18 protein-coding genes are annotated in these 24937 nt (G+C 57.5%); 9 read left to right on the forward strand and 9 right to left on the reverse strand.

Annotated features, from left to right (window positions below; all coding sequences use genetic code 11):
• Positions 1 to 214: 214 nt before the first annotated feature.
• Both ACIQJ2_RS26535 and ACIQJ2_RS26540 read left to right on the forward strand, forming a co-directional pair.
• Positions 215 to 556, forward strand: a complete 342-nt coding sequence (locus tag ACIQJ2_RS26535; protein ID WP_400670566.1) for a hypothetical protein — start codon at positions 215 to 217, stop codon at positions 554 to 556.
• A 91-nt stretch (positions 557 to 647) separates the two neighbouring features.
• Complete coding sequence (locus ACIQJ2_RS26540) at positions 648 to 947, forward strand: hypothetical protein (protein WP_400670568.1); 300 nt, start codon at positions 648 to 650, stop codon at positions 945 to 947.
• A gap of 3 nt (positions 948 to 950) precedes the next feature.
• Here the strand turns inward: ACIQJ2_RS26540 and ACIQJ2_RS26545 are convergent, their stop codons facing one another.
• The 5 genes from ACIQJ2_RS26545 to ACIQJ2_RS26565 form a co-directional block, all read right to left on the reverse strand.
• A complete protein-coding gene (locus ACIQJ2_RS26545; protein ID WP_400670570.1) occupies positions 951 to 1844 on the reverse strand; it encodes a CsgG/HfaB family protein in 894 nt (297 codons plus the stop codon).
• A gap of 143 nt (positions 1845 to 1987) precedes the next feature.
• Positions 1988 to 2296, reverse strand: a complete 309-nt coding sequence (locus ACIQJ2_RS26550) for a curli assembly protein CsgF (RefSeq protein WP_199149583.1) — start codon at positions 2294 to 2296, stop codon at positions 1988 to 1990.
• Between the two features lie 41 nt (positions 2297 to 2337).
• The gene (locus ACIQJ2_RS26555) at positions 2338 to 2850 is read right to left on the reverse strand and encodes a hypothetical protein (RefSeq protein WP_400670575.1); all 513 of its coding nucleotides are present in this window, start codon (positions 2848 to 2850) and stop codon (positions 2338 to 2340) included.
• Entirely contained in the window at positions 2847 to 3275 is a 429-nt protein-coding gene (csgH, locus tag ACIQJ2_RS26560; protein WP_400670577.1) for a curli-like amyloid fiber formation chaperone CsgH, read from the reverse strand. Before csgH ends, ACIQJ2_RS26555 begins: the two co-directional genes overlap by 4 nt.
• A gap of 27 nt (positions 3276 to 3302) precedes the next feature.
• Positions 3303 to 4379 carry a hypothetical protein gene (locus ACIQJ2_RS26565; protein ID WP_199149580.1) on the reverse strand — a complete coding sequence of 359 codons (1077 nt, stop codon included), beginning with the start codon at positions 4377 to 4379 and terminating at the stop codon, positions 3303 to 3305.
• A 327-nt stretch (positions 4380 to 4706) separates the two neighbouring features.
• Here ACIQJ2_RS26565 and ACIQJ2_RS26570 point away from each other — a divergent pair, with 327 nt between their 5' ends.
• Genes ACIQJ2_RS26570 through ACIQJ2_RS26580 form a run of 3 tightly spaced genes read left to right on the forward strand, consistent with a single transcriptional unit; the run spans position 4707 to position 6013 of the window.
• Positions 4707 to 5192 carry a hypothetical protein gene (locus tag ACIQJ2_RS26570; RefSeq protein WP_199149579.1) on the forward strand — a complete coding sequence of 162 codons (486 nt, stop codon included), beginning with the start codon at positions 4707 to 4709 and terminating at the stop codon, positions 5190 to 5192.
• Complete coding sequence (locus ACIQJ2_RS26575) at positions 5176 to 5583, forward strand: helix-turn-helix domain-containing protein (RefSeq protein ID WP_400670581.1); 408 nt, start codon at positions 5176 to 5178, stop codon at positions 5581 to 5583. The genes ACIQJ2_RS26570 and ACIQJ2_RS26575 overlap by 17 nt, the downstream gene beginning before the upstream one ends.
• A complete protein-coding gene (locus ACIQJ2_RS26580) occupies positions 5549 to 6013 on the forward strand; it encodes a DUF6941 family protein (protein WP_400746639.1) in 465 nt (154 codons plus the stop codon). Before ACIQJ2_RS26575 ends, ACIQJ2_RS26580 begins: the two co-directional genes overlap by 35 nt.
• 532 nt (positions 6014 to 6545) lie before the next feature.
• Here ACIQJ2_RS26580 and ACIQJ2_RS26585 read toward each other — a convergent pair.
• From ACIQJ2_RS26585 to ACIQJ2_RS26600, 4 genes are all read right to left on the reverse strand, one after another.
• Positions 6546 to 7223, reverse strand: a complete 678-nt coding sequence (locus ACIQJ2_RS26585) for a LuxR C-terminal-related transcriptional regulator (RefSeq protein WP_400670585.1) — start codon at positions 7221 to 7223, stop codon at positions 6546 to 6548.
• Between the two features lie 336 nt (positions 7224 to 7559).
• Complete coding sequence (locus tag ACIQJ2_RS26590) at positions 7560 to 8231, reverse strand: Crp/Fnr family transcriptional regulator (RefSeq protein WP_199149576.1); 672 nt, start codon at positions 8229 to 8231, stop codon at positions 7560 to 7562.
• A gap of 230 nt (positions 8232 to 8461) precedes the next feature.
• A complete protein-coding gene (locus ACIQJ2_RS26595) occupies positions 8462 to 9700 on the reverse strand; it encodes a polysaccharide pyruvyl transferase family protein (protein WP_400670589.1) in 1239 nt (412 codons plus the stop codon).
• The gene (locus ACIQJ2_RS26600; RefSeq protein ID WP_400670591.1) at positions 9697 to 11121 is read right to left on the reverse strand and encodes a hypothetical protein; all 1425 of its coding nucleotides are present in this window, start codon (positions 11119 to 11121) and stop codon (positions 9697 to 9699) included. The genes ACIQJ2_RS26595 and ACIQJ2_RS26600 overlap by 4 nt, the downstream gene beginning before the upstream one ends.
• On the opposite strand from ACIQJ2_RS26600, the gene ACIQJ2_RS26605 reads away from it, so the two are divergent.
• From ACIQJ2_RS26605 to ACIQJ2_RS26620, 4 genes are all read left to right on the forward strand, one after another.
• Positions 11111 to 12115 carry a glycoside hydrolase family 16 protein gene (locus ACIQJ2_RS26605; protein ID WP_400670593.1) on the forward strand — a complete coding sequence of 335 codons (1005 nt, stop codon included), beginning with the start codon at positions 11111 to 11113 and terminating at the stop codon, positions 12113 to 12115. The two genes, ACIQJ2_RS26600 and ACIQJ2_RS26605, sit on opposite strands and share 11 nt — an antisense overlap.
• Positions 12116 to 12423: 308 nt before the next feature.
• Positions 12424 to 14337, forward strand: coding sequence for a non-ribosomal peptide synthetase (locus ACIQJ2_RS26610; protein ID WP_400670595.1), 1914 nt, complete (start codon positions 12424 to 12426; stop codon positions 14335 to 14337).
• A complete protein-coding gene (locus ACIQJ2_RS26615) occupies positions 14334 to 22427 on the forward strand; it encodes an amino acid adenylation domain-containing protein (protein ID WP_400670597.1) in 8094 nt (2697 codons plus the stop codon). Before ACIQJ2_RS26610 ends, ACIQJ2_RS26615 begins: the two co-directional genes overlap by 4 nt.
• A complete protein-coding gene (locus tag ACIQJ2_RS26620) occupies positions 22424 to 24907 on the forward strand; it encodes a condensation domain-containing protein (RefSeq protein ID WP_400670599.1) in 2484 nt (827 codons plus the stop codon). Before ACIQJ2_RS26615 ends, ACIQJ2_RS26620 begins: the two co-directional genes overlap by 4 nt.
• Positions 24908 to 24937 lie beyond the last annotated feature (30 nt).

A 24937-nucleotide genomic window follows, 5' to 3' on the forward strand; every position in this document is an offset into this window, starting at 1 on the left:
CGAAAGCAGAAGCGTCGCACAGAAGATTGCAGGTTGCCGAGATAAGCGCATACACCCCTCCAATATTTTATTTGCATATTTCTGCTAATCGTACAATTATATCGGAAATAATTCCATTTAAATTTCACTTTATATTCTATATATTTCAACTATTATATAGTTTATGTCGCTGTTTTAGGATTATTACTTCAGGCGCGCAGAAGGATATGCTCGGATGATGTCGATGATCATCGCAAAATACTCTATCGTTGCGCTGTTCGCGGTGAGCGGCAGCCCGCTATTTGGTGAAAGCTATCTGCAACAGGCACCTCCTGAAAAAACCAATCCTGCATTCGTCGAACAGCTCCCGGAGACCTCCGTGGTGCCGGCACAGCAATTGCCGACCGAGCACCGGAAGCCGCCGCATCGACCACGAGCAGCGCCAAGCGTCCGGCCACAGACCGCATTGGCAAACAGCATCTTTCCAAGCGTGGGCAACGGCGTTACCGAACGAGCAGCACCTGCGCCCGCGGACAATAGCCTGCCGACCGTAGGACAAGGCACAGTCGGACACTGAACGCACTCCACCGCCCCCGTTTGGGCCCTTGTGAGCGGCACTTCCAAAGATGTCGACCTCACTACTCTGATGATCGAGGAGCAACATCGAGATGAGACATACCGATCAGATTATCGCCGCCTTATTTGGCCTGCTCGCCGGCACGCTCGGCTCGGCGGATGCATTTGCCGTCGATCAGTCCGTTCTCCGACATTCCGGATTTTCCGAAACTCGCATCCCCCAGGTAAACGGCAACGTTCCCATTCGGAAGAACAGCAATCTTGAGAAGGCAAACGCCGCCAAGACGTTGACCAAACAGAATTCAAGCGACACCACGCAGAACGGAACCGTGAGCTGCGGACCTGAGAACGCGCAATCCGATATTTGCCGAAAGATGATCCAGCATCGCTAGCGGTCACAGGCTCTTCGGCTTGTCGGCCACCACGGGCGGCTTGGATGCCGTCGCGACCACAGGCGGCGCCGCGCTGGCCTGCTGAAGATCGACCGCCGGCGCGATAGGCCTTCCATTGCTGTCCAGCTTGTACGTCATGGCCCTTTGATGTTCCTGGAGATAACGCATGAATGCGGCTCCAGCGGCGGCATCCTGGAACTCCCACAGCCCATTCTTGACGCCTTCGAAGATCAGCGCATAGACGGCGAGCTGTATCCCCTCCTGAACCCCCAGGGTTGTCGGCGCGTTGCGAGTAACACCACCTTCGATCTGGAGCAACTGGTCGACGCCGACGAAGCGGAATGCCGATCCCTGCAATTGCACGGAATAGACAGTCTTGGTGGTGCTCACGGAGGCGAGGACGCGCCCCGTGCTGACGCTGACGGCTCGCAGCGATACCGTTACTATATCCTTGCGATACTGGGTGTTTCCGCCGATGCCGAGATAGTTGGCGCCGATGCCACCCGTCGTTTCGTTTGAATCGTAGCCGATGATGCCACCGTCGAGCAGGACGCCGGCAAAGCGCAGTGGCGGTATGCCGCCCGCCTTTGCGCCGTACACCGCAGACCGGGTGTTCTGAATGATCTGACGCTCCTGCAGCAGTGATTGCAGATCGGTTCGCTCCACGACACTGAACCACTGGCCATTACCCGCCTTGGTCAGGACGTCGGCCAGCATTTGGGCGCCGCCCTGGGTCAGGGCGCGCGAAAACTCGGCGAAGTTTTCATTGGGCTTGTTCTGTCCCGTAAGATCGGGGAAGGAGTATACCGCGACATCAAGCTTCTGCTTGGGTTGCGGCAGACTTTCCAGGGCTACACCCGTCTTCGTGGCGGGCATGAGTGTTGCTGGAGTACTCATCGGATCAAGGCTGCTGCCCGCGGCAGCACAGCCTCCCAGACCTAATCCGCATAAGATGGCTGCAATGGGAAAACCGAAACGCGACATGGCTTTACGATTGAATCGCCCCCATAAGGAATTGAGAAGTTACGCAGTCAATTCGGTTAGGGATTGGTGGGCACCTGCCCGCTTTGGATCACGATGACCGGAGACGATCCACTTGAGCCTGCTCCCTGATTTACGTTTCCAAGATTACTCAATGCACTGTTGAGGCCCGAGAGATCCGGCGTCTGCTGTTGGCCGGACTTAACGCCATCTCCCTGCGTCTGTGCGGTCGACAAAAGGAATGACCCATTTAGCGGATTGCCGCCAAATGTCGGATTGGTTGGCTGATAGACCAGCTGTCCCGCTGATGTTGACGCTGCCAATCCGGCGGTCAAACCAACCGCGATAATTGCCGCACGTACGATCATTGTCATTCCTCTCCCTGGTTCCCGGACGCAACTACGCCCACTCAACGCTTGATAAGCAGCCCACCGCCTGGCAATCGCGCGATCAACACATTGACCGGCGCGGAACCTGCGGGCTGCAGTACGCTTACGTTCATGCCAATGCCGTTCAGCAGCACGACGTTCGATCTCAGATTATTTCCGGCTTGGAGCACGTTTATATTGCCGTAGTTTCCGATGATGCCGGCAGTTGAGATATTTCCTGCGCCGCTCTGAAGGTGATAGACGCTGTTACGCATGCCGATTTCCAGCGTTTGCGCCAGATTGTTGCCGCGGACCGTGCCTCCGGCCTCGGGCAAGCCCGGGATACCAGCCGTCATATGGTTCGCGGGGTTGTGATATTGCTCCGTCTGCTGCGGTGGCGTCCCACTGTTGAATGTCAACGTCGTCGTCACGTTGACCGGGATCTGAACCACATAGGCAGTCTCGGCTCGGCATTCGTCTGCCGTCTGGAGAAGCAAAACAGCCAGCGCTATGCCGAGACTTTGCACCAGTCCCGAACGGCATGCGCGTTTCATTCCGATAACCCACATTGTGATGCACCTCGATCGGTTTCGATCTGTAGTCTCGCACTCACGTCAACCTTGTCTGCCACAGCGACCATCGTCGTGGCGAGTATGCGATCCGAGCCGGGCTGCAGATCAAAACTGCCCTGTTGAACGCTCTCACTGGTGCCGCCGGCCCCATGCGTGAGAAGAACCAGCCTGTATGTCCCCGATGCCGCCGTGGTCGACTTGCCAATCACCTGCACCACCAGAAACGGCTCTCTCTTGCTTGTCGCAATCAGACATTCCGTCCCTGCTTGCGAGGCGGCGGGAACCGCGCACGAAAGCACCATGGCGCAAAGGAAGAGAGATTTACGAGTTCCAAAAGCCGATGAATACTGGTAGCCGGCGACCGCCAGTGCAGCGGACGCGATCCTTTGGAAAGAGGAGGCGGACATTTCGTTTCGCCTCCCCTATCGTCCCCTTTAATGCTGGACCGTGACGGCGACGTTCCTATAACCGAACTGTGCCGTCACCGACGTATTCGTCACCGAACTCGAGCTGGTCTGCGAAGTCAGTGCATAGTTCCCGGTACCGATCTGAACGGTCCCCTGGAGGTTGGAGCCTCCGAGCTGGAAGCCGCCGCCCTGTACGCCGGACTGGGATGCTATGGCCGTGTTGTGATAGCCAGCCTGCACGATGAGGGAATCGTTGGAACCGAGCGGATTGGCGATCTGTGCCGTCAGTGCGGTATTTCCAATGCCGAATTGCGCAGTGCTTGCTTTATTTACACCGAAGAACGACGACTGGCTTGTCGCGGCAAAGTTACGCCCGCCGGCCTGGAATGTGTCCTGCGAATTGTTGCCGCCGGCCTGGCTGGCAAAGGACACGTTCTCCCAACCAAACTGTGTCGTGGAAGAGGCATTGCCGTTGCTACCGATGACGCCCCATTGTGAGGTGGCGGCAAAATTGCCGACGCCCACCTGCAGCGTCGTCTGGTCGTTCCTGCCGCCGTCCTGGCCGACAACAGCGCCGTTGCCCCAACCGAACTGCATGGTGTCCGAACTGTTCGAGCCATGGGAACCGTTGGTCTGGGTGGTCGAGGCAAAATTCAACCCGCCGACCTGGAGCGTATCCTGGGAATTGTCACCCTTGGACTGATCCACGAATGCGGCATTGCCGAAGCCGAATTGGCCTATTGTAGAGTTGTTCTGCCCGCCGTCACGCTGGCGTGTCGACGCGAAGTTCAAGGTACCAAACTGAAGCGTGCTCTGGTCGTTGGTCTTGCCCTTCTGGTCAGCGACAGCAAAATTGCCGGCGCCAAATTGCAGGATGTCGGATGTGTTGGACTTCGCCTTGTCCTGATTGGTGACCGCAAAGTTGCCGACACCGTTCTGAAGGGTCAGCGCCTGGTTGTTGCCAGTGTCCTGGCTGACGAACGCGCCATTGAAGGCGCCCATCTGACCAATGAATGATTCATTGTCAGCCGGTGTTGATGGTGGCTGCGCAAGTGCCAATGAAGTACTTGCCAGAAGAATGGCGAGAGCTCCAATCGTCTTCATGTCGATCCTCCCTGTTCTCCAAGACGGGGCAAGCGACTATTCGCCGCCCTCAAGCCTTTTAATAGGCCGCCTGGCGAGAGCCGAACAAGAGAACCCTTCGTACTAGCAGCGGAGGGTCAAAATAGATGAAATATTAGAGGCCTACCTCAAAGTGAGTAGGAGTTTAGATATGAATTTTCACAATACAGATATTATACTCATCTTTAACTAGGCTCACTAAGCCATCAGGAAGGTAGATAAGTGCAATCCAGATGTGCAGCTATTCATCTTACCCTCAGGTAACTGCAGTGAAAGGCTTGCCACATGATAATGGATTAGTTGACAGTCATGACGACGTTTGACAGTCTCGTAGCATCAGAAGCAATCGTTAAAGTTGAGATTCAGCTTGGTCGAAAGCAGTTGCCCAAGAGACTGCTTTTTGCCACTCCGGGTTTTATTGATTGGCTGAGTGAACGTGTAAGCAAAGACGAACCGTCAACGCTCGGCGCAGTGCTTAGGCCTGTCGAACAGCTGGATTTTCTCTTCTATACATTTGTCTCGGGCAAGCCGCTCATTCATTCAAGACAGTTCAGAGCAATTCGGCTCGAGCGAAATGCGGTATGGGAACTAAAGACGGTAGATTTCCGCATATTCGGCTGGTTTGCCATGCACAATTGTTTTGTCGCGGTGTTCGGGGACTGGGCCGATCACGTGAAAGACCATGATCTTTACCGTGGCTACCGACTGGAGGTGCGCAGGTTGCGCCGCGAGCTCGGTATCGGTGATGCATTATGCGTAGAGGGAGCAAATCCGGAAGATGTCATTTCGGTTTGAGATTGGCGCGCGTGCGCGTGCGGCTAGCCGCTTTGTTGCCAATGTTCGTAGCGACCTCGTCGCCGCCATCATTGCAAGGAGGTCTGAGAATGGCATCACGCAGCAGCAGCTCGCGGAGTTCGTCGGCGTTAGCCGAAAGGAGTTGAACAGCTATCTCTGCGGTCAAAGGGAGCTTCCGCTTCGATCGATCGCAGATCTCGCCTGGGCACTCGACAAGGAGATTCATGTCGAGCTGCGTGACCCCATGGGATCGCCGGATGGCGGTTGCGCCTCGGGACCCGAGACGCAGGCCGCTCTCCATCCAGTTTGCTCCAGTGGGGTCGCGACTTGGAGTTCCTCGCGCGCGATCCGCACGATTGTGGTCCGCACCAACATTGATCGGGACGAGTGAAGACATGCGTTATGGATATTGTATCTTTTGCGACGACGTTCGCACCGAAATCGGAGAGAAGCTAAGCTTCATCGGCGTTTACAGTGGCGTGCTGACGCTACCGGAGTTTCCGTTTTCACTGCCCAAATTCTGCGTGCATGTGAACTTGATCACCTCCTCAACGGAACCATATCGTTCCATCGTCCTGCGCTGCGCCGCGCCCGGTGATCGACAGCCAATTCTGGAAGAGCGATTGGATCCGGCCCAACTCGATGAGCAAAAGGATCTGTCCTCAGGGGTGGAAGTGAACGACACTCCGCTCAATGTCGTCATCGGCGCCAGCCTTATCTTCTCGCCGTTGAGATTGCGCCAGCCCGGCTTGCTGACGGTCAGCGCCATCATCGACGACAAACCGGCAGAAATCGCTTCTCTGCGCGTAGCGCAACGCTGAGGTTGCCCTGCCACCCCCCCCCCCGATGACTGGACCGGGCAGTCGACTGTCATTCCGCTGAAGGGATTGAGAGCCTAAGCATCTGCCGGGGAGGTTTATAATTGCCGCGCCTGGCGGTCGGCCTTCTCGATCCGGGGCGAGCGAGAACATCTCGCGGAAAAGCGCGCGGCGCGCCTCGACCTGCAATACAAAGGGAATCCTTGGGATGAAATGTTGTCGCGGCTTCAGAGCCTTCGGGCTTGGATGGCGGCGTGAACATGCCCTGCCGCTCGCTTACGCGCCATTTCAACGACGACAAGACCACCGCAAAAATGTGATGGCAATGACCAGGAAGCGCGATGGCATTCCTCAGCGTCTCCATCATTCGGCCAGTGGCGCATCAACCACCAGCACCTGCCCAGCAATCTAAGGTGATGCAGCCCGGCTGGTCTGCGACATTTGCTTGTCCCGGCACTTGCCGGGGTTAGAAGGTTCCGGGTACGACTATACCGCCTCTGAGATTGTCCGTCCGGCAGTCGTGATCCCGACTATACTAGCGGACGAGTTCGCGGATCTTGTAGGCCACTTCGGTTCGGTTCGTGGCATTCAGCTTCTTCATGATATTGCGAATGTGAACTTTGACGGTGCTCTCGCAAAGATCCATCTCATAAGCAATGATCTTGTTCGCTTTCCCTCGTCGCAGGGCCTCGGCAACGACCACTTCACGCGGCGTAAACAGACTGTCGAGACAACCGTTTCGACTTGCCACTGGCGTGATTGCCTCCTTGGCTGCCAGCAAGCTGCTCGCAGGAACGAAGACGCCGCCCGCACGTGCCAATGCTAGAGCCTCTGCCGCAACCTTGATGCCGACGCTGGTTGGGATATAGCCACGCGCACCACATTCAAGTGCATGCAGGAGCTGGGCAAGCTCATCGCCGTCAGCACCCACGATGACCGGGCTTGTCTGGAACCTTTCCACCAGCGCGCAGATCTTGGCACTGACGTCAGTATCAGAAACCTTGCGACCGCCAATCATGAAGAGAACTGCCGAGGGCAATGCTTGCATATTGCGCGTTTGCCATTCGTCCAACGAGCCGACAGTGATGATGTGCATGGCGCTGTCGCATTCGGCCAGGCTCTTGGACAGGCACTCACGGTCCAATGCCCTGGAATCAATCAGGAGAATGTAGTCCTCCCATTCATCAACACCCGGCGTGCTGAATGGTCTCAAACTATCCGATGCCCGAACAGAAATGATACGCGCAGTTCCATCTGACGTGAATTTCTCACTTGTTATAGATTGTCCATGCATGGCCGTTACCTCTATTCATTAAAAATCGCATTGTATCTTTGGAGGAAGCCCTAGTATTCATTCGACTCAAATAGCATAGCCGGCACATTGATCGAATATCATTCTGATTTGACATGTCATCCCCCTCTTTTTGGTTTTGCATGTTAGTAATTACGTATTTTGCTTTCTTGCGCATTAACATGTGTTAATAGTTAATGGAAATATTAAATAAATCGATGCTTATCTATTCACTTCAAGATAGTTATTTATACGCAATCAAATCATAGTTGCATCGAAACAGGACTCGTCGAAGTCGACAAGATCGGCAAGGCGTGCACGATCAAGAAAAACAACTATACCGTTACGGAACAACAAAAGACGGGCTTCCCGCATATCCCGCAACACCCGGTTTATATGTACCGTCGATAAGCCGACGGCATCACCGATATCCGCTTGCGTCAAAGGACAATCGAAATACTCGCAATTATCATAGTCGCGAGACATGCCGGCACGTGTTCCAAGCTCAAGCAGCATATGCCCGGTTCTCTCAAGCGCATCGCGCCGACCCATATTGGCTAGCCGCTCGGACATGCGAGCCTGATGTCGCATCAATTCGCCAATGACGATGCGATAGAAAAATGTCGGCGCCTCAATCTTGGGAAGAGAGGTGAAATCTGGAAAAGCCACGACCGTCACGTTGGTGACGGCTCGCACGATCTCGCGTGAGAGCGCCGTCAACGTTGTTGAGATCATGCCACCGTGCAGTACAAATTCCGTCACGAAGCGCGTGCCGTTCGGCAGCATCTTGCTGCAGGCAGCCCATCCGTTCACAACGAACAGAAGACGCGGCGCGTCATCATCGTACCCACAGATCGCACTGCCGGCTGTAAACGTTCGCGTTACGCCACCTAGGTTGCGAATATGTTCAATCGGAATCTGCGCCGCCATGCCGTCATCCCCTTGGACGAGAAGCATTTCCCGAATACACCTCTGAGCATTCGGAAACATAGTAAGCTCCAACTACTTAATAGCATGGTTTTTTCGTAAAGTCTTTAATTCAAATTCACATTTTATTCTTCTTTGAATTTGCGTCATCTGATGGCGCCTCAAATAATTTCTTATGTATACTTAAATAAAGCTTCAAAGTATCAACATGCAATATACTTTAAACTCAGAGATTATTCGCCGCGCATTGGATACGGCAAAGGCACATCGGATTGATCACATTCCAACAGATGGCGACGCATGTTCGAAATTCCCGCTCGGGTCTCCGCAACAACAATCTGATGCCGAAGTGGCTCAATCCCGTCCCTGTCGGCCGCCCTGACCAGGGAGGCGACAAATACTGGCGACAACGTCGCGTCCTTTACCAGATAGTCTTCTCGTCCAACGGAATTGAAAAAGCCTTCGACCTTCTTGTCCCAGCTCAAGCCCACATGCGGGATCCCCAATGCATAGGCGGCAATACAAGCATGCAGACGATGCGCCAGGATCACATCCATCGATGAGATTATATCGACGAGGTCGCCGGGAGTTGCCGGACGCCGAGCAATATCAAGGACATCGCGATCGACAGCTCTGTGCCTGGCCACCGACCCGAGAATGCGTTCCGCAAATCTCTGATCTTCCCTGGCCCCGTTGCAAAACAACACCACCCGCAGCCCATCATCCAGGAACAGGCCGATCAGATCCCTGTAGGCACCAATATTGGAAAACGGGATAGCGGCGACGGCCGATGTGCTATGCCGGCGCAGTATGATAGGATCGGTCACGCACAGGCCGATGGTCAATCTCCCGCCTGCTGACTGTGTGGGCCTTTGCATCGCCGACAGAGAGCCGATCAAAAGTCCAGGGTCCCGAACGATTTTCGCCCTCGGCCCTTCCGGAAAGTGTTCGTGCCAATTGTCCTGAGCAAACCCGTCGCGCACGGAGAGATGAACAAGCCGCGCCCGTTTCGCACGCGCGAAGAGTTCATATGCGGAATTCGACCAGTGTTGGCTGACTCCGACCGCATAGATCGCCAAGGGACGATCCTGCCGGCAAACGCAGTCTAGCACCGTGCCGATTTTCAATGGGAAATTGAGGTCATCATCTTGAAATAGGTTGCCGCCGCCGATCACCACGACATCGGCATTGGCGATTTTCTGGTTCCAGCCGGCGGCAAGTCGGCGCAGGTTGCGCTTCAACCCCTGGCTGACCAGTGAGCGCCTTGCGGCAGCGGGCAGCCAGCGCAGCAATCCAAGTATCAGGCGCCTACGTGCACCATGTCCTCCGGAGAAGTCCCGGCGCCCTGCAAGGTCGACGGTCTCCACCTCTACGCCGCCTCCCCCATTTGCAAGAGCGGCTTCGATGCACTCCGCAAGCAGCCCGTCGCCGAGATTTTCGCTATATTTGACATTGAAAACAAGGACTTTCATCTCAGCTCTCCAACGGCACCGTAACGTGGCGCATAGTCGGCGCGGGCGAGGTGCCTGCCGGGACTGAGGGCTGAAATGCTGCCTGCCAGTATGTAGAACATCAGCCCAAGATCATAGACGGTGCCGGAAGTTGCCGCAGAAATCAGAACCGTGATGAGGCCGGCCTTGGCCGCACGCACGACGGCAAGCGCCTGTTTCGAGGATGAGGGCCCTGGGCGAGTATCCACCATCAGCAGCCGCGCTACGAAAGCGGCAAAGAGCAGCGTGCCGAAGACGCCGATATTGGACAGCAAGACAAGACCAAAACTCGATGCCCGCGCGCTCCCGAGCCCGGCGCCGAAGCCGTTCGTATCGAGGAAGGCCTGATACGCCATCGCATTCCACATGAAGCGCTCTCGGCCCGATTGGCTGTCCGCCTTGGAGAACAGCATCTCATCGAGAAACTCGCGGAGGTTGTGCACAAGGTCGGGCATGACGATCAGAACGAAGAATATGACGAGCGGCATGCCGGCTAGTATCGAAACGATCATGACCGGCCGGCCCGTCCCTGGCTCGAAACGTGACGCCTGGAAGGACTGCAGGCACAGGATGGGCAGGATGACGGCAAGCCCGACAAGCGCAGTCGCAGATGTCGACAGGATTAGTGCCACCAGCAGCAAACCGGAGATAAGGCCTGTTATGCTTGAGCGAATGCCTGCAAGCCAGAGACTTGCGACGATCGCGAAAAGCACAAGAGTAAAATCGGCAAATGCCGAGGCTTCCGGGAAGGTGCCGGAAATGCGCTTCAGTCCGCCTTTCTCGGCATTGGTCAGAAGCGCGTAGTTTGCCGTTCGAACAAAGGCGAGCAGAAAATCCGTATGCGTGAAGTACGTCACGATATCGGCAAGTGCAAAGCTGAGATTGACGCCGGCGACGATCAGGATACCACTGACAAAGATCGCCGGAACGTTATTTCGTCGGAAGAACGCAAAAGTGGCAATGAACGCGATAAGACCGCCAACGGCGTAGACCGATTGGGTAATGTTGTTCGATGAGGCTTGCAACGGCACCAGCGCAATAAGGCTGTGTGAGCCGATCGATCGCTGCACCGTCATCGTCTGCGTCATGCCATGGAACATCCGTGGAAAGAACACGGCCGTGAACAGTCCAAAGGCCGTCAAAAGCAGAAGGAAAAATCCGGGACGCCAGGGGGCAAGCGCGGTCAGAAACGGCCCTTCGCCATAGGCCGCGAACAGCCGCGCGGCGAAAAACAGCAGGAACAGGCTAGGGACAAGCACCGATGCGCCCCCGAGACCAGGCACGCTGAAGGCCGCGGCGGCGCCAAACACCGTCGATATGGCCATCACGATGAATGACCATCGAACGGGCGCAGCCAATATCGCTACACCGACAATCAGTGTTATGAGCCCCATGGCATTCATGTTTTGTAGTCCAGCCGCTTTGCCTCATTATTGCCGCAAACTATCATGGCGTCAGCGTCGTTGTATCTCCGCCTTCCCTAAGCCTTTTGGTGGACGCATCGGCCGAAATACGTTGTATACCGTGGGCATCGGGGCGATCATGTTATTATGTATGGATCGTCTATCGACAATTGATCGAGCTCATGGGTTGGTCAACCGGCGCGCTTTCCTTCGTGCATCGGTTGCTACGGCCATGATTGCTATTTGCGACGTCAGGCTCGCTGATGCTGGTGACGCCGATGATGCGCTCGATGTTGGCAAGATGAAAATGACCTTCGAAGATCCGTTTGACACATTGAGTGTTTCGGCCTGGGGGCCAGGTACGCGCTGGATCTCCCATACACCTTGGAATGGTGATTTCGGGGGCGCTCGCTTCTCGGATCCGAATGGCGAATTCCCGTTTGCGATACAGGATGGCATGTTGCGCATTACTGCTGCGCGTGACGGAAAAGGTGTTTGGCGCTCGGGTCTTATTGCCTCTGTCGATCGCGATGGGAATGGCTTTTCTCAACAATATGGTTACTTCGAAATGCGCGCACGATTGCCGGACGGCCCGGGCGTCTGGCCGGCATTCTGGCTCATCGGCAAGGACCGTTCAGCATCGACTGCCGAGATAGATGTCATCGAGTATTACGGCGACAAGCCGGGCGCCTATTCTTCGACAGTCCATGTTTGGCACAAGGACGGCCGACATGATTCCGCTTATTCACGCATCAATGCTTTCGCCAATGCAACTCCTTCCGACCTGCACACCTACGGCGTGAAGATCGATTCGGATTTCATACGCATGTATTTCGATGGCAATCTTGTCTGGAAGACAAAGACGTTGCCCGAACATCGCCAGCCCATGTATCTTCTCGTAGACCTGGGCATCGTTGACGGTGTTACGAAAATGGCCGCAGCCGATCCGTCTTTCATGTTCGTGGATTATGTAAGAGCTTACCAGTTCGTGTAATCTCGCGACCGACAACCTCACAATCACTCATCTCGACATTGTTGTCTGCCTGCGCGCGCGACACAGGCCTATCGCGTCGATGCTGGCCGCCAGACGTTGATTGTAATGCTTTCGGTCGGGTTGTCTTAGCCGTGCCAAGCCTTTCCGACCAAATGGCTACGCTCCATCATGACTTACGACTTTCGGTGGTGGGAACAGTCATCCCAATGATCAACTGGTGCTTTTGCCTCAGCATGAAATTCTGCTGACGACGATGGAGCGTCTCGCATCGTGCCGTCGTCAATCGCAGGACAACCCGGAGAGCGATGATGAGTGACCGTGAGGGGCAGGCTGAGACACTTGGTGCCGTGAACATGCATTATGACCGCGATCTATGTCTTCACGAAATGCTGCGCGTCCAGGCCAGAGCGGCACCACGAACAACGGCCCTCGTCTTCGGCGATGTCGGCATCAAATATCAAGATCTCGATCGCATCTCGGACGCGCTTGCGGCGCATTTGACAAGAGTCGGCGTCCATAAGGCCGATATTGTCGGGCTTTTCCTGCCACGAAGCGTCAATGCGGTTATTTGCACGGTGGCGATCCTGAAGGCAGGCGGCGTCTATCTCCCGCTAGATCCGGCACTTCCGATTGAACATCTCGATTTCGTGATCGGCGAATGTGCGCCCACAGTCATATTCGTCGACTCCTCCCACGGCGACAAGCTGGCAAGCGTACCAAGCATGAATGGCAGGGTCATCGAAGCGGATGCCATTATCAGCGAGATGACAAGCCGGCCGGCCGTTGCCGCTCCTCACGTAAGCGTAACCGGCGGTGATCCAGCCTACATCATGTATACCTCCGGCTCGACCGGGCGGCCCAAGGGAACGATGATCTGCCATCGCAGCATCGCCCGCGTTGTTCTAGACCAGACCTATATAGACTTCCGCGCTGACGACGTCGTTCTTCACACAGCCACGATCGCCTTCGACGCCGCGACCTTGGAGATCTGGGGCGCGCTTCTCAATGGTTGCACATTGGCGATCATGCCCGAGGCGGACTTCTCCATATCGCACCTGTCGAACTTCATGAGCAAGACCGGCGTCAGTATCTCTTTCCTGACGACGGGCCTGTTCAACCTCTTCGCGGATCATGCCCGCACACCCTTGCCGAAACTTCGGCATATCCTGTTTGGGGGTGATGTCGGCTCAGCCGTTCACGCCAGGCGTTTTCTCGAACATCACCCCGGCTGCAGGCTTACCAATGCCTACGGCCCGACCGAGACCACCGTCTTTGCTACCGCTTTCCAGGTATTGCCCAGCTTTTCGGCCGGGGAACTACCGATCGGAAAGGTCATTGCACATACGGGCATTGCAATAGTCGACGAAGAACTGCGTGTCCTGCCTTCAGGGATGGAAGGTCAACTGGCGATATCGGGCGACGGCCTTGCCATTGGCTATTTCAAACGCCCCGAACTGACGGCCGAGAAATTCGTCATCATTGACACGAAAGAGGGACGGACGCGCTTTTATCTGACCGGCGATATCGCATGCCTGACGTCGGATGGCACCGTCACCTTCAAGGGTCGCCGCGACCGTCAGGTCAAGATCAACGGCAAGCGCATCGAGCTCGACGAAATCGAAGCCGCGCTCAGGCGCGATCCGCGCCTGGCCGATGGCGTGGTGCTTTGCCATGTCCAGGGCGAAAACCTGAAACGCATCGTTGCCTACCTGTGCCCGAAGGAAAGCCATGTGGGGGCCGGCGCCGATCTCGTGAAGGCGGTCCTGACAATGCTACGTGCCACGCTTCCGGCCTATATGATCCCGAACGCAGCTGTCGTCGTCGATAGTTTGCCGCTAACGCCGGCAGGCAAGGTCGATCGTTCGAAACTGGCACCGCCGCCAATCGAGGCACACGTCAAGCCGACCGACAGCAAGAGCAAGACAGAGGAGCTGCTGACGGCCCTCTGGCAGGATGCATTGGCGCTGGTAAGCGTCGATCTCGACAGGAACTTCTTCGATCTCGGCGGTACTTCGCTTCAGCTGATGGAGATCCATGCGGGGCTCGAAGAAGCCCTCGGCCGCGCGATTGACGTGGTTGCCCTGCTACGCCACCCGACTATTCGGGACCTGGCGCTTTATCTGGACGGCGATGCCCCCGCGCCGACCCGCATCGCCGCCGCCGCACAACGCGCAGCTCTGCAGAAGAGGGCCATTTCTCATATCCGCAGGAGCTCCTTATGAAACGGAATCACCAAGAGAATGTCAGCGAGCGTGATTTCGAAACCAATGACGAACCGAACGGTCAAAATTCCGGACATATTGCCATCGTCGGCATGTCCGGTCGCTTTCCCGGCGCCGCCTCGGTGCGTGAGCTGTGGCAACTGGTACTCGAAGGAAAGACCGCCTTCTCCCATTTCGCGCCGGATGAAATCGAAGATTCCTTCACCGACGAAGAACGGGCACAACCGAATTATGTGGCGGCAAGACCGCATCTCGATGATGCAGACATGTTCGACGCGGAATTCTTCGGCATGTTTCCGCGCGAGGCTGCCGTCACCGACCCACAACATCGCATTTTTCTGGAGATATGCTGGGAAGCGCTGGAGGATGGCGGATACGACCCGCACCGCTATTCTGGCCTGATTGGGGTTTTCGCCGGCTCCTCGATGCCGACCTATCTGATCAACAATGTCCTCTACGACCGCGCAAAGGCAGAGGAATTCACATCGAACTACCAGATCGGTTGTTTTCATGAACTCGTCGGCGCGCTCAATGATACGCTGGCGACGCGCGTCGCCTACAAGTTCAATCTGCGCGGCCCCGCATTTACCTTGCAATCGGCATGTTCGAGCTCGCTGCTCGCCGTCTCGCAGGCCTGTCAGAATCTCCTGACCTATAGCTGCGATATGGCGCTTGCGGGCGGCGTCTCGGTCACCATCCCGCAAAAGAGAGGATACATCTATCAGGAGGGCGGCATGGCCTCACCGGATGGCGCTTGCAGACCCTTCGACGCCAGTGCGGCCGGGACGGTCTTTGCCAGCGGCGCCGGCGTTGTTCTCCTGAAGCGCTATGAGGATGCGATCGAGAATGGCGATCACGTCTATGCGATCATTCGCGGCTACGGCATCAACAATGACGGCAGCGACAAGGTTGGCTTTACCGCGCCGAGTGTGGAGGGACAGGCCGAGGCCATTGCCGCAGCGCTTGCCAATGCAGCGGTCGATCCCTCGACGATCGGCTACATCGAGTGCCATGGCACTGCGACGCCGCTTGGCGATCCGATCGAGTTCAATGGCTTGACGCGCGCTTTCGCAGATGCGGCACCGGGTCCGGCAAATTGTGCGCTTGGCTCGGTCAAGGGCACGATCGGTCATACCGATGCGGCAGCGGGCGTCACCGGGCTCATCAAGACGGCGTTGGCGTTGCGCAGCGCCAAGATCCCGCCCATGCCCAATTATCGCCAGCCCAATCCACGTATCGATCTCGACAAGAGCCCCTTTTACATTCCAACGGCAACGGTCGATTGGCCGCAAGGGCCTGCGCCACGACGCGCCGGGGTGAGCGCCTTCGGTGTCGGCGGCACCAACATCCACGTCATACTGGAGGAGCCGTCTGTCCCGGCGGCTAGGTCGGAAGAGGTAGACGGCCAGTACATTCTACCACTTTCGGCGCGCAGCATGCCGGCGCTTACGACGATGCGAACCAAGCTGAGCAATCATCTCGCCGAAAATCCCGGGCTTGCGATCGCACAGCTTGCCCACACACTCCAAGCCGGCCGGCGCGAATTCAGCCATAGGCTCGCAATCGTTGCCGAAAGCGCCGAAGAGGCGATCATCAAACTGACGGCAGACAAATATCAGCCCCTTGTCGCCGCGGACAGACCACCGGTCGCCTTCATGTTTCCGGGGCAAGGCGCACAATATGTCGGTATGGGAGCTGGGCTCTACCGCTCCGAGCCGGAATTTGCCCGTTGGATCGATCGTGGCTCCGAACTTCTGAAAATGACACTCGGGCTCGATCTGCGCGACTATATCTGCCATGCCGGCGCCGTAACGCAGGCAATCGCCGATGAGCAGCGCGAAACCCGCATCGCTCAGCCCTGCCTTTATCTTGTCGAATATGCGCTTGCACGATTGTGGCTCAGCCGCGGCGTCAAGCCCTATGCCATGATCGGCCATAGCGTCGGCGAGTTTGTCGCCGCAACGCTTGCCAACGTCATTTCCTTCGAAGACGGCCTGCGTCTCGTGGCCAATCGCGGACGGCTGATGCAGCATCAGCCGCAAGGAGCGATGGTATCGGTTCGTGCCGACGCCGCAACGACGGCCTCCCATCTGCAAGGCGCCGTCGAGATCGCGGCGATCAATGCTCCGAAGCTCTGCGTCATCTCCGGTCCGTTTGCCGATATCGACAAGGTTTGCGCAGCGCTGTCGGAAGCCGAGATCGCTTTCAGTCGACTGCATACCTCACATGCGTTTCATTCTGCCATGATGAACGATGCGGCGCAGGCGCTACGGCAAGAGACGGAGAAGGTCACCTACGGTACGGCGACCATACCGTTCATCTCCGGTGTCACGGGCGATTGGCAGACGGCGGAATTGGCGACATCGCCGGACTATTGGGCCATGCATTGCCGCGATGCCGTGCGTTTTGCCGATGGGCTCGCCACGCTTTGCCGTGATCGTAAGCCGGTTCTTCTCGAGGTGGGACCAGGGCGCACATTGTCGGTCTTTGCTGCCCAGACGATCGCGCGGGATGGTCTTACCGCCGTCGTACAGTCCCTGCCCGAACATGATCGCGCATCTGCCGCGGCCGCAACGCTTGCGGAAGCGCATGGCAAATTATGGATGGCGGGCTGCCGTCCCAACTGGCCGGCTCTTCCCGCGGCGGCACAGCGGCGATTGCCCCTGCCGACCTATCCTTTCCAGCGGCAGCGCCATTGGATCGATGCTCCTCCATCTGCACGCCGCTCCGCGACCATGCGGGCCGACGCAGAACCGAGCACTCACCTTCCCACCATCCCCTTTGTCTCTGACGTCAACCTCACCGAGGAGAAACCAGCGATGAACGTTGCAGCATCAATCTCTGTCCCCAACCGACTGCCACAATTGGAAACAGCGCTTCTAACATTGCTCAGTGACATGTCGGGCGAAACGCTCGGGCCGGACGAACGGACGGCAACATTCCTGGAGCTTGGCTTCGACTCGCTGTTTGTCGGCCAATTCGCCCAACGCATCGAGAAGGATTTCAAGGTCAAGATTTCCTTCCGGGAATTGCTGAGCGACATACCCTCCGTCGCCGATCTCGCGGCCCATCTCGACCGGCAAATGCCGGCGGACATAATGAAGGCTGCAGAACCGGCTGTACAAGCCGTTCCACTCGCCGCCATGCCGATGGCGGCCGCGACACAACCCGTACCGTCAGCAATCGCAGCGTCATCGCCGCAAGCCGTATCGATGCCGGCAGCAACATCGGATCTTGCTACCGTGATGCAGTCTCAGATTCAGATGGCACAGTCGCTGTTTTCGCAGCAGCTGCTCATGCTGCAAGCCATGCAGGGCGGCGCTCCAACATCGCAGGCAAGGCCCGTCGCAACACCCGCAGCTCCGGCTCCGGCGCAGCCGGCACCCGTCCAACCAACGCCAGCCCAGCCGGCTTCGGCCGCATCTGCGGATAGCGATTTCGGCACTGAGCGCATCAAGCTCTATCGCCCGAACGCCAAGAGCGTGGCGGCGGAAATTTCACCCGCCAAACTGGATTTCATCGCCAATCTTACCAAGGCATACGAGACCAAGAACGCCAGATCCAAGACCTTTACTCAGGAGCATCGCCGCCACCTCGCCGATCCCCGCTCGGCATCGGGCTTCAGGGCCGATTGGAAAGAGATGGTGTTCCCGATCGTCTGCGACCATTCCAAGGGCGCCTATATCTGGGATGTTGACGGCAACCAATATGTCGACCTGGTCAATGGTTTCGGCCAGACAGCCTTCGGGCATGCGCCGGACTTCGTCATCGATGCGGTCAAGGAGCAGGCAGATCGCGGCTTTGCCATCGGCCCTCAGACGCCGCTTGCCGGCGATGTCGCCAAGATGATTGCAGAGATGACCGGCCATGAACGGGTGACATTCTGCAATACCGGCTCCGAAGCTGTCATGGCTGCAATGCGGATTGCCCGTGCGGTCACCGGCCGCGACCGCGTCGTGGTTTTCGCCAATGACTATCACGGTCAGTTCGACGAAGTCCTGGTCAAGGGCCGCAATCGTGCCGATAAACCGATCGCCCTGCCGGTTGCCTCCGGCATTCCTATGGCTTCCGTGTCCAACATGACGGTGCTGCGCTACGGCGCACCAGAAAGCCTCGACTTCATCCGCGCCAACGCCACCGAAATCGCAGCCGTTATCATCGAGCCGATCCAGAGCCGCCATCCGGAGCTGCAACCGCGCGAATTTGTCCTCGAGCTGCGAGATATCGCCACCAAATCGGAATTCGCGCTTGTCTTCGATGAAGTCGTCACCGGCTTCCGCGTCGATCCGGGCGGCATGCAGGCAATCTGGGGCATCAAGGGTGACATGGCGACCTATGGCAAGGTCGTCGGTGGCGGAATGCCCATCGGTGTGCTGGTTGGCGATGCCCGCTTCATGGACGCGCTCGATGGCGGCTATTGGTCCTATGGTGACGCCTCCGTCCCCATGACGGCGCCCACTTTCTTTGCCGGCACTTTCGTGCGTCATCCACTGACGCTGGCAGCCGCCAACGCCGTGCTGCATCACATCAGAGGTGACGGATCCGCCCTTTACGACCGCGTGGCAGAACGTACGCAAGCGTTGGTCGCTGAAATAAAGGCTGACCTTTCCAGCCGCGGCATTGCGGATGTCGTTCACGGCTATAAGAGTTGGTTTGCCACCGACTTCTCGAGCCAGGATGCGCTCGGAGCCCTGTTCTATGCCCAGATGCGGCTGAATGGCGTTCACATACAGGACGGCTATCCCTGCTTCCTGACGACGGCGCATAGCGAGGACGACTTCCGCCTGATCGCAAAGGCGTTCCGTGACAGTCTCGACGCCATGCAATCGGCCGGCATATTCACGGCGAAAGAGCAGCCACCCGTATCCCCTGCCCAGATGCAGATGCCGGCCGCTATCGCCAAGCCTCAATCAGCGCCTCTGACCGAAGCACAAACGGAAATATGGCTTGCAGCCCAAGCGGGAGACGAAGCCTCCTGCTCATTCAACGAGTCCTTTTCGCTGACGCTTGAGGGAGCACTCGATGAAACAGCCATCAGGAAAGCCTTTGACACCGTAGTCTCCCGCCATGACGCCCTGCACATCCGCTTTGACCGCAACGGCGAGCATTTCCAGTTCATCCCGGACTTCAAGCTCGATCTGCCTGTCGTCGAAGGCCTCGATGAAAAGGGTCTTGCCGATCTTAAGGATGACGAAGCCCGTACGCCCTTTGACCTGATCAATGGTCCGCTTGTGCGTGCAAGCATCGTGAAGTTGTCGGCTGACAAGCATGTCCTGGTCTTCACAGCCCATCACATCATCTGCGACGGCTGGTCGATCAACACCTTCGTCGAAGAACTTGCGACGGCCTATGAAGCCTTCAGGGCCGGCACCGTGCCGGAACTTCAGCCGGCCCTCTCCTTTGCCACCTACGCGACCGATCTGTCGCCCAGACCGGAAAAGTCGCAAGCGACGGAACAGTTCTGGCTCGACCAATTCAAATCGATTCCGGACCTTCCCGACCTGCCCCTCGACCGGCCGCGGCCGGAATATCGTAGTTTCGCAGGCGGAAGCTGCACCGGTTATATCGATGCGGATGTCTATAAGACGCTGAAGAAGAAGGGGGCAAAATCCGGCGCCACGCTATTTTCCACCCTGCTGGCGACGCTGCAGGTGATGGTATCGCGACTGTCCGGCCAGGACGATATCGTCATCGCCATTCCCTCCGCCGGCCAGAGCCTGCTTGATGGCCAGATTCTGGTTGGCCATTGCGTCAACCTATTGCCGCTGCGCCAGGCAGTTCCGCTGACGGAGCCGTTTGCCGCGCATCTGAAGGCAACCCAGCATCTCGTCTTCCAGGCCTTCGAGCATCAGGACTACACCTACGGCACGCTCGTCCACAAACTGGATGCCAAACGCGATCCGCGCCGCCTGCCCCTGACCGAAATCCAGTTCAATCTCGAACGGATGGCCGGCGGATCGTCTTTCGGCGACCTCAAACCGACCATGGAGCCGAACGCTAAGGCTTTCTCCAACTTCGACCTGTTCTTCAACATGATCGAAGCGGCCGATCACATTCGCATCGACGTCGACTACAATGCCGACGTCTTCGACCGCGCGACGGTCGAGCGATGGATTGGCCATTTCTCAACGCTCGCCGCCACACTCGCCAAGGACATGGATCGAAAGATCGGCGAGCTGTCCTTGCTGTCAAGCGAGGAGAAATCCTGGCTGATCGACACGCTCAATCATACGGCGGTGCCTTACGATCACGATCAATTCGTCTTCACGCTTTTCTCCAAGCGGGCGGCAGCGCAACCGAATGCGGTCGCCGTTGAGTTTGACGGCCAGGCGATGACATATGCAGAGCTGGAAACACGCTCGAACCAGCTGGCCCTCTATCTGCAGATGGCGCTTCCCGATCCAGGCCAGCGCATCGCTATTCTGGTAGAGCGCTCGCTCGGAATGATCGTCGCCCTTTTCGCGGTGATGAAGGCGGGACATACCTACGTCCCGATGGATCCAGCGCATCCGGAGCCGCGCCTGCGACAGACCCTGGATATTGCCCGCATCGGCGCCCTCATCTGCGACAGCGACGCCATGGCTCGCCTTGCGGCGCCTGATACCCCTGTCATCCGGCTCGATCAGGACGCAAAGGCTATCGGCTCGATGACGGGGCAGCCTTTGAAAACCCTGCCGATCGACACGACGGCATCCGCCTACATTATCTTCACCTCCGGTTCGACCGGCATGCCGAAGGGGGTCGAAGTGTCGCACCGGTCTCTGACCAACTTCCTCCTCTCCATGGCCACGGAACCGGGCTTCAACGCCAAGGACACACTCATCGCCGTGACGACGATCTCATTCGACATCGCCGGACTGGAGCTTTACCTGCCGCTGATATCGGGTGGGAAAGTGGTCATTGCGAGCCGCGGCGAGGTCCAGGACGGCTTTGCGCTTGTCAAGCTCATCGGCGACCACGATGCCACGGTGCTGCAGGCCACACCGACGCTCTGGCAGATGCTGGTCGAAGCCGGCCTGAAGGACAGGCCGGCGATGAAGATGCTCTGCGGCGGCGAACCCTTGCCCAAAGAACTCGCCCGCTCGCTGCTGAGCGTTGGCGGTGAGCTCTGGAACATGTACGGTCCGACTGAAACGACGATTTGGTCGTCGCTGCAACGCATCACGGATGCGGATCAGCCAATCACGATCGGACATCCGATTGCCAATACGAAGCTCTTCATCCTCGATCAAAGCGAGGCTATTGCACCGATCGGTGTGGTCGGCGAACTCTATATCGGCGGCGACGGTCTGGCGGAAGGCTACTTCGATCGTCTCGACCTTACGGAAAAGGCCTTTGCTCCACATTGCTTTGCAACCGGCAGACCAATGCGCCTCTACAAGACCGGCGATGTCGGCCGGCGGCTTGCAGATGGCTCGCTGCAATTGCTTGGGCGGCGCGACCAGCAGATCAAATTGCGAGGGTTCCGCATCGAGCTCGGCGATATAGAAGCCGTAATCTCAAAGGCGGAAGGTGTGCGTCAATGCGCCACCGTGGTTGCAGAAAACGCCAAGGGTGATCGCTCGCTCGTCTGCTACATCCTGCAAAATGCAGGCAGCAAGGAAGTGGCCATCGCAACCGTTGCCGCGCACGCGAAAGCCAGCCTGCCCGGACATATGGTGCCGAGCTTCTGGGTTATCGAGTCCGAGTTGCCCCACACCGCGAACGGCAAGCTCGACCGCAAAGCCCTGGAGCAACGCGGCGTGCCTCAGCGCGAAGCCGCGCCGGCAAAGCTCGAGCCAAAGACAGAGATGGAACAGCGCCTGCTCGCGATCTGGCAGGACGTTCTCAATCTCGGCGATATCGGCGTCGACGACAATCTCTATGCGCTCGGAGCAGATTCGCTTGCCATATTCCGCATTGCCGCGCGGATGCGTGACAGCGGCCTGCCGCTGGAAGCAAAGCATTTGCTGCGTCATCCGACGATCGGTGCACTGGCGGCCTTTGCCGAGAGCCAGACAGACGCTCCGTCCGACCCCGTTCAACTTCACGTACCATCATTGCGAGATTTTCGTAACGGCGCACGCCGCAGCCTGGGGGCAACCACATGAATACAATTGACAGCAGTCTGAGCGGTTCGGTTGCCGAACCGCAGATCATCGGAGAGTTTCCCTGTACACAGACGCAGCTGCGCTGCTGGATTCTCGATCAGCTCAATCCCGGCAATCCCGCCCTGAATGTCGCTGTCCGATGGGAAATCCGAGGGACCTTCAAGGCCTCGACCCTTGAAGCCGCCTTTAGAAAGGCCATTCAAAGGCATGAAATACTTCGCACAAGGTTCGTCGAGAAAGACGGGCGGCCGTTCCAGCAAGCCTTGAGCGACGTCAACTTCAAGATGCCCGTGATCGATCTGCGCGGTATGCCGCCGGAACAGCGCCAGTCGAGGATCCTGTCAATCGGCGAGGAAACAGCGCAAGCCCCCTTCGATCTTAGCACGGCCTGCCTGTTTCGCGTCACGCTGCTGATGGCCGAAAACGATCGGGGTGTTTTGTTGATCACCGCCCACCAGAGCTGCTTCGATGGCTGGTCCATTCGCGTGCTCGGACGCGAGATCGGCGAAATAGCGGCGGCAATGGATGCAGGGCGCGCGCCGACCCTCCCTGAACTGCCGCTGCAATATGGCGATTACGCCCTTTGGCAGCAGGAGTATCTTCAAAGTTACGGCTTCGAGACGGAGAAGGTCTTCTGGCGCGAAAGATTGCAGGGCGTACCCTATTTCGAAGTCATGCCGGACCATCCCCGCGGCCAGGTCAAGACCAATCGCGGCGACATCCTTTCGGTCAATCAGCCCGCCGCCTTCACCGATCGGCTGGATGCGGCAGCCCGCGCGCACTGCGTTTCCCAATACAGCTTCGGAGCGGCGGTCCTGAGCGCGGTCCTCCATCGTTTGACCGGGGCTTCAACCGTCCTGTTCGGCTCACAAATTGCCGGCCGCGAGCATAGTGACCTGGAAGACATGATCGGGGTCTTCATCAACAACATGGTGCTGCGGTTCGACTTCGGCGCGGAGGTCAGCTTTGCGGAACACATCAAATCCGTCAGTGCGATCATCGAAGGTGCCTTGAACCATCAGCGCATGCCATTCAACAAGCTGGTGGAACTCATCAACCCGGTGCGCGATCCCGCGCGCAATCCGTTGATCTCGGTGAACTTCAATCTGCAGAAGGCATTTCTGGAAGACCGCCGATACGGCGAGTTCGAGCTGATCAGTTCACCTTCGCAGTCACCGGGAGTCATCTATGATCTGAACTTCATCATGATCGGCCGTCCGACCGGTTGGCGCATGTCGATCGAGTACAATGCCGACCTTTTCGAGGCCAGCACGGTCGAGAGCCTTCTGCAATTGTTGAGGAATGCCTATGAAATCGCTCTCGATCACCCTGAGGCGCCGCTTTCTTCGCTCGTTGCGCCGGAACGACACCTGGCAGCTGCCGCCGAGATTGCGTCGCTGGATGGCGCCGTCGCAAAGACACCGCAGTCGGATACGCGGATGGAGGCGCTTGCTGAGCTCTGGAAGGAGATCCTACAGGTTCCGCAAATACGTCCGGATGATGATTTTTTCGCGCTCGGCGGTCACTCCCTCCTCGCGCTCCGGCTACTATCGGAAACTCGCGCAAGATTCGATGCAACACCGACATTGCAGCTTCTATTCAAGCAGCCGACGTTTGCAGGCTTTGCAGCGTCGATTCTCAATGTCGATGCGGCATCGCCGCCCCGGCAAAAAGCCGTAAATCCGTGGGATCTGATCACCTGTAAACATGGCACGGGAAACGGCGTCGTCTATACGCTCAACCATCCGCTCTTGTATTATCGCCTTGCCAATGAGCTGCCGGACGCCGTCTCGGTATACAATGTCAACATGTTTCATGCCGATCTCGATAGCGGCCTCGCTCGCCTCAGTATCGAGGACATCGCTACTTACGCGATAGATGCGATGCAGATCGACAAAGCGAACGGCCGGGTGGCCATTGTCGGACTATGCGTCAACGGCATTCTTGCCATGGAGGTCAGCCGACAATTGCGCGAAAAGGGAATAGACGTCAGCGCCACGGCAGTTATCGACGCGTGGGCTCCGGGTTACTTCGCATCCTTGCCAAAGCGGGAGCAGGCGAAATGGCGGCGCGAACGACGGCGCAAACGTCTCGTCTATTTCACGAAGAAGCTGCTGTCCCGGCGCACCGCGCTGATCGACTACCTCAAGGAGTTCGAAATTTCCCTGTCCCTCCTCAGGATCTTCCGCATCAAGGCAGGGCAATACTCGCAAGAAGAAGAAACAAACGAATCCGTCACCACGTTGCTGGTGGCGGCGGCGCGCCACTACCAGCCACCGCAAACCAAAGATCCCACGACAATTCTGATCCGAAGCCGCGCGACCCATCCTCGAGCGCGCAAACTGCGGTTCGGATGGGGTGACGCAATCGCGGACGACTGCAAGGTGGTAGACATTGACGGCTGGCACGAGGACTCACTGACCAGCAACGGTATCCGCGAGCTTGCGTCAACGCTATCGGGAGAACTCGCCGGCAGTTAGGGCCATCGCATGAGCCTGAAGGAAGCCAAG

It is taken from the genome of Rhizobium sp. NPDC092011 (genome assembly GCF_044756305.1).
GTDB lineage: Bacteria > Pseudomonadota > Alphaproteobacteria > Rhizobiales > Rhizobiaceae > Rhizobium.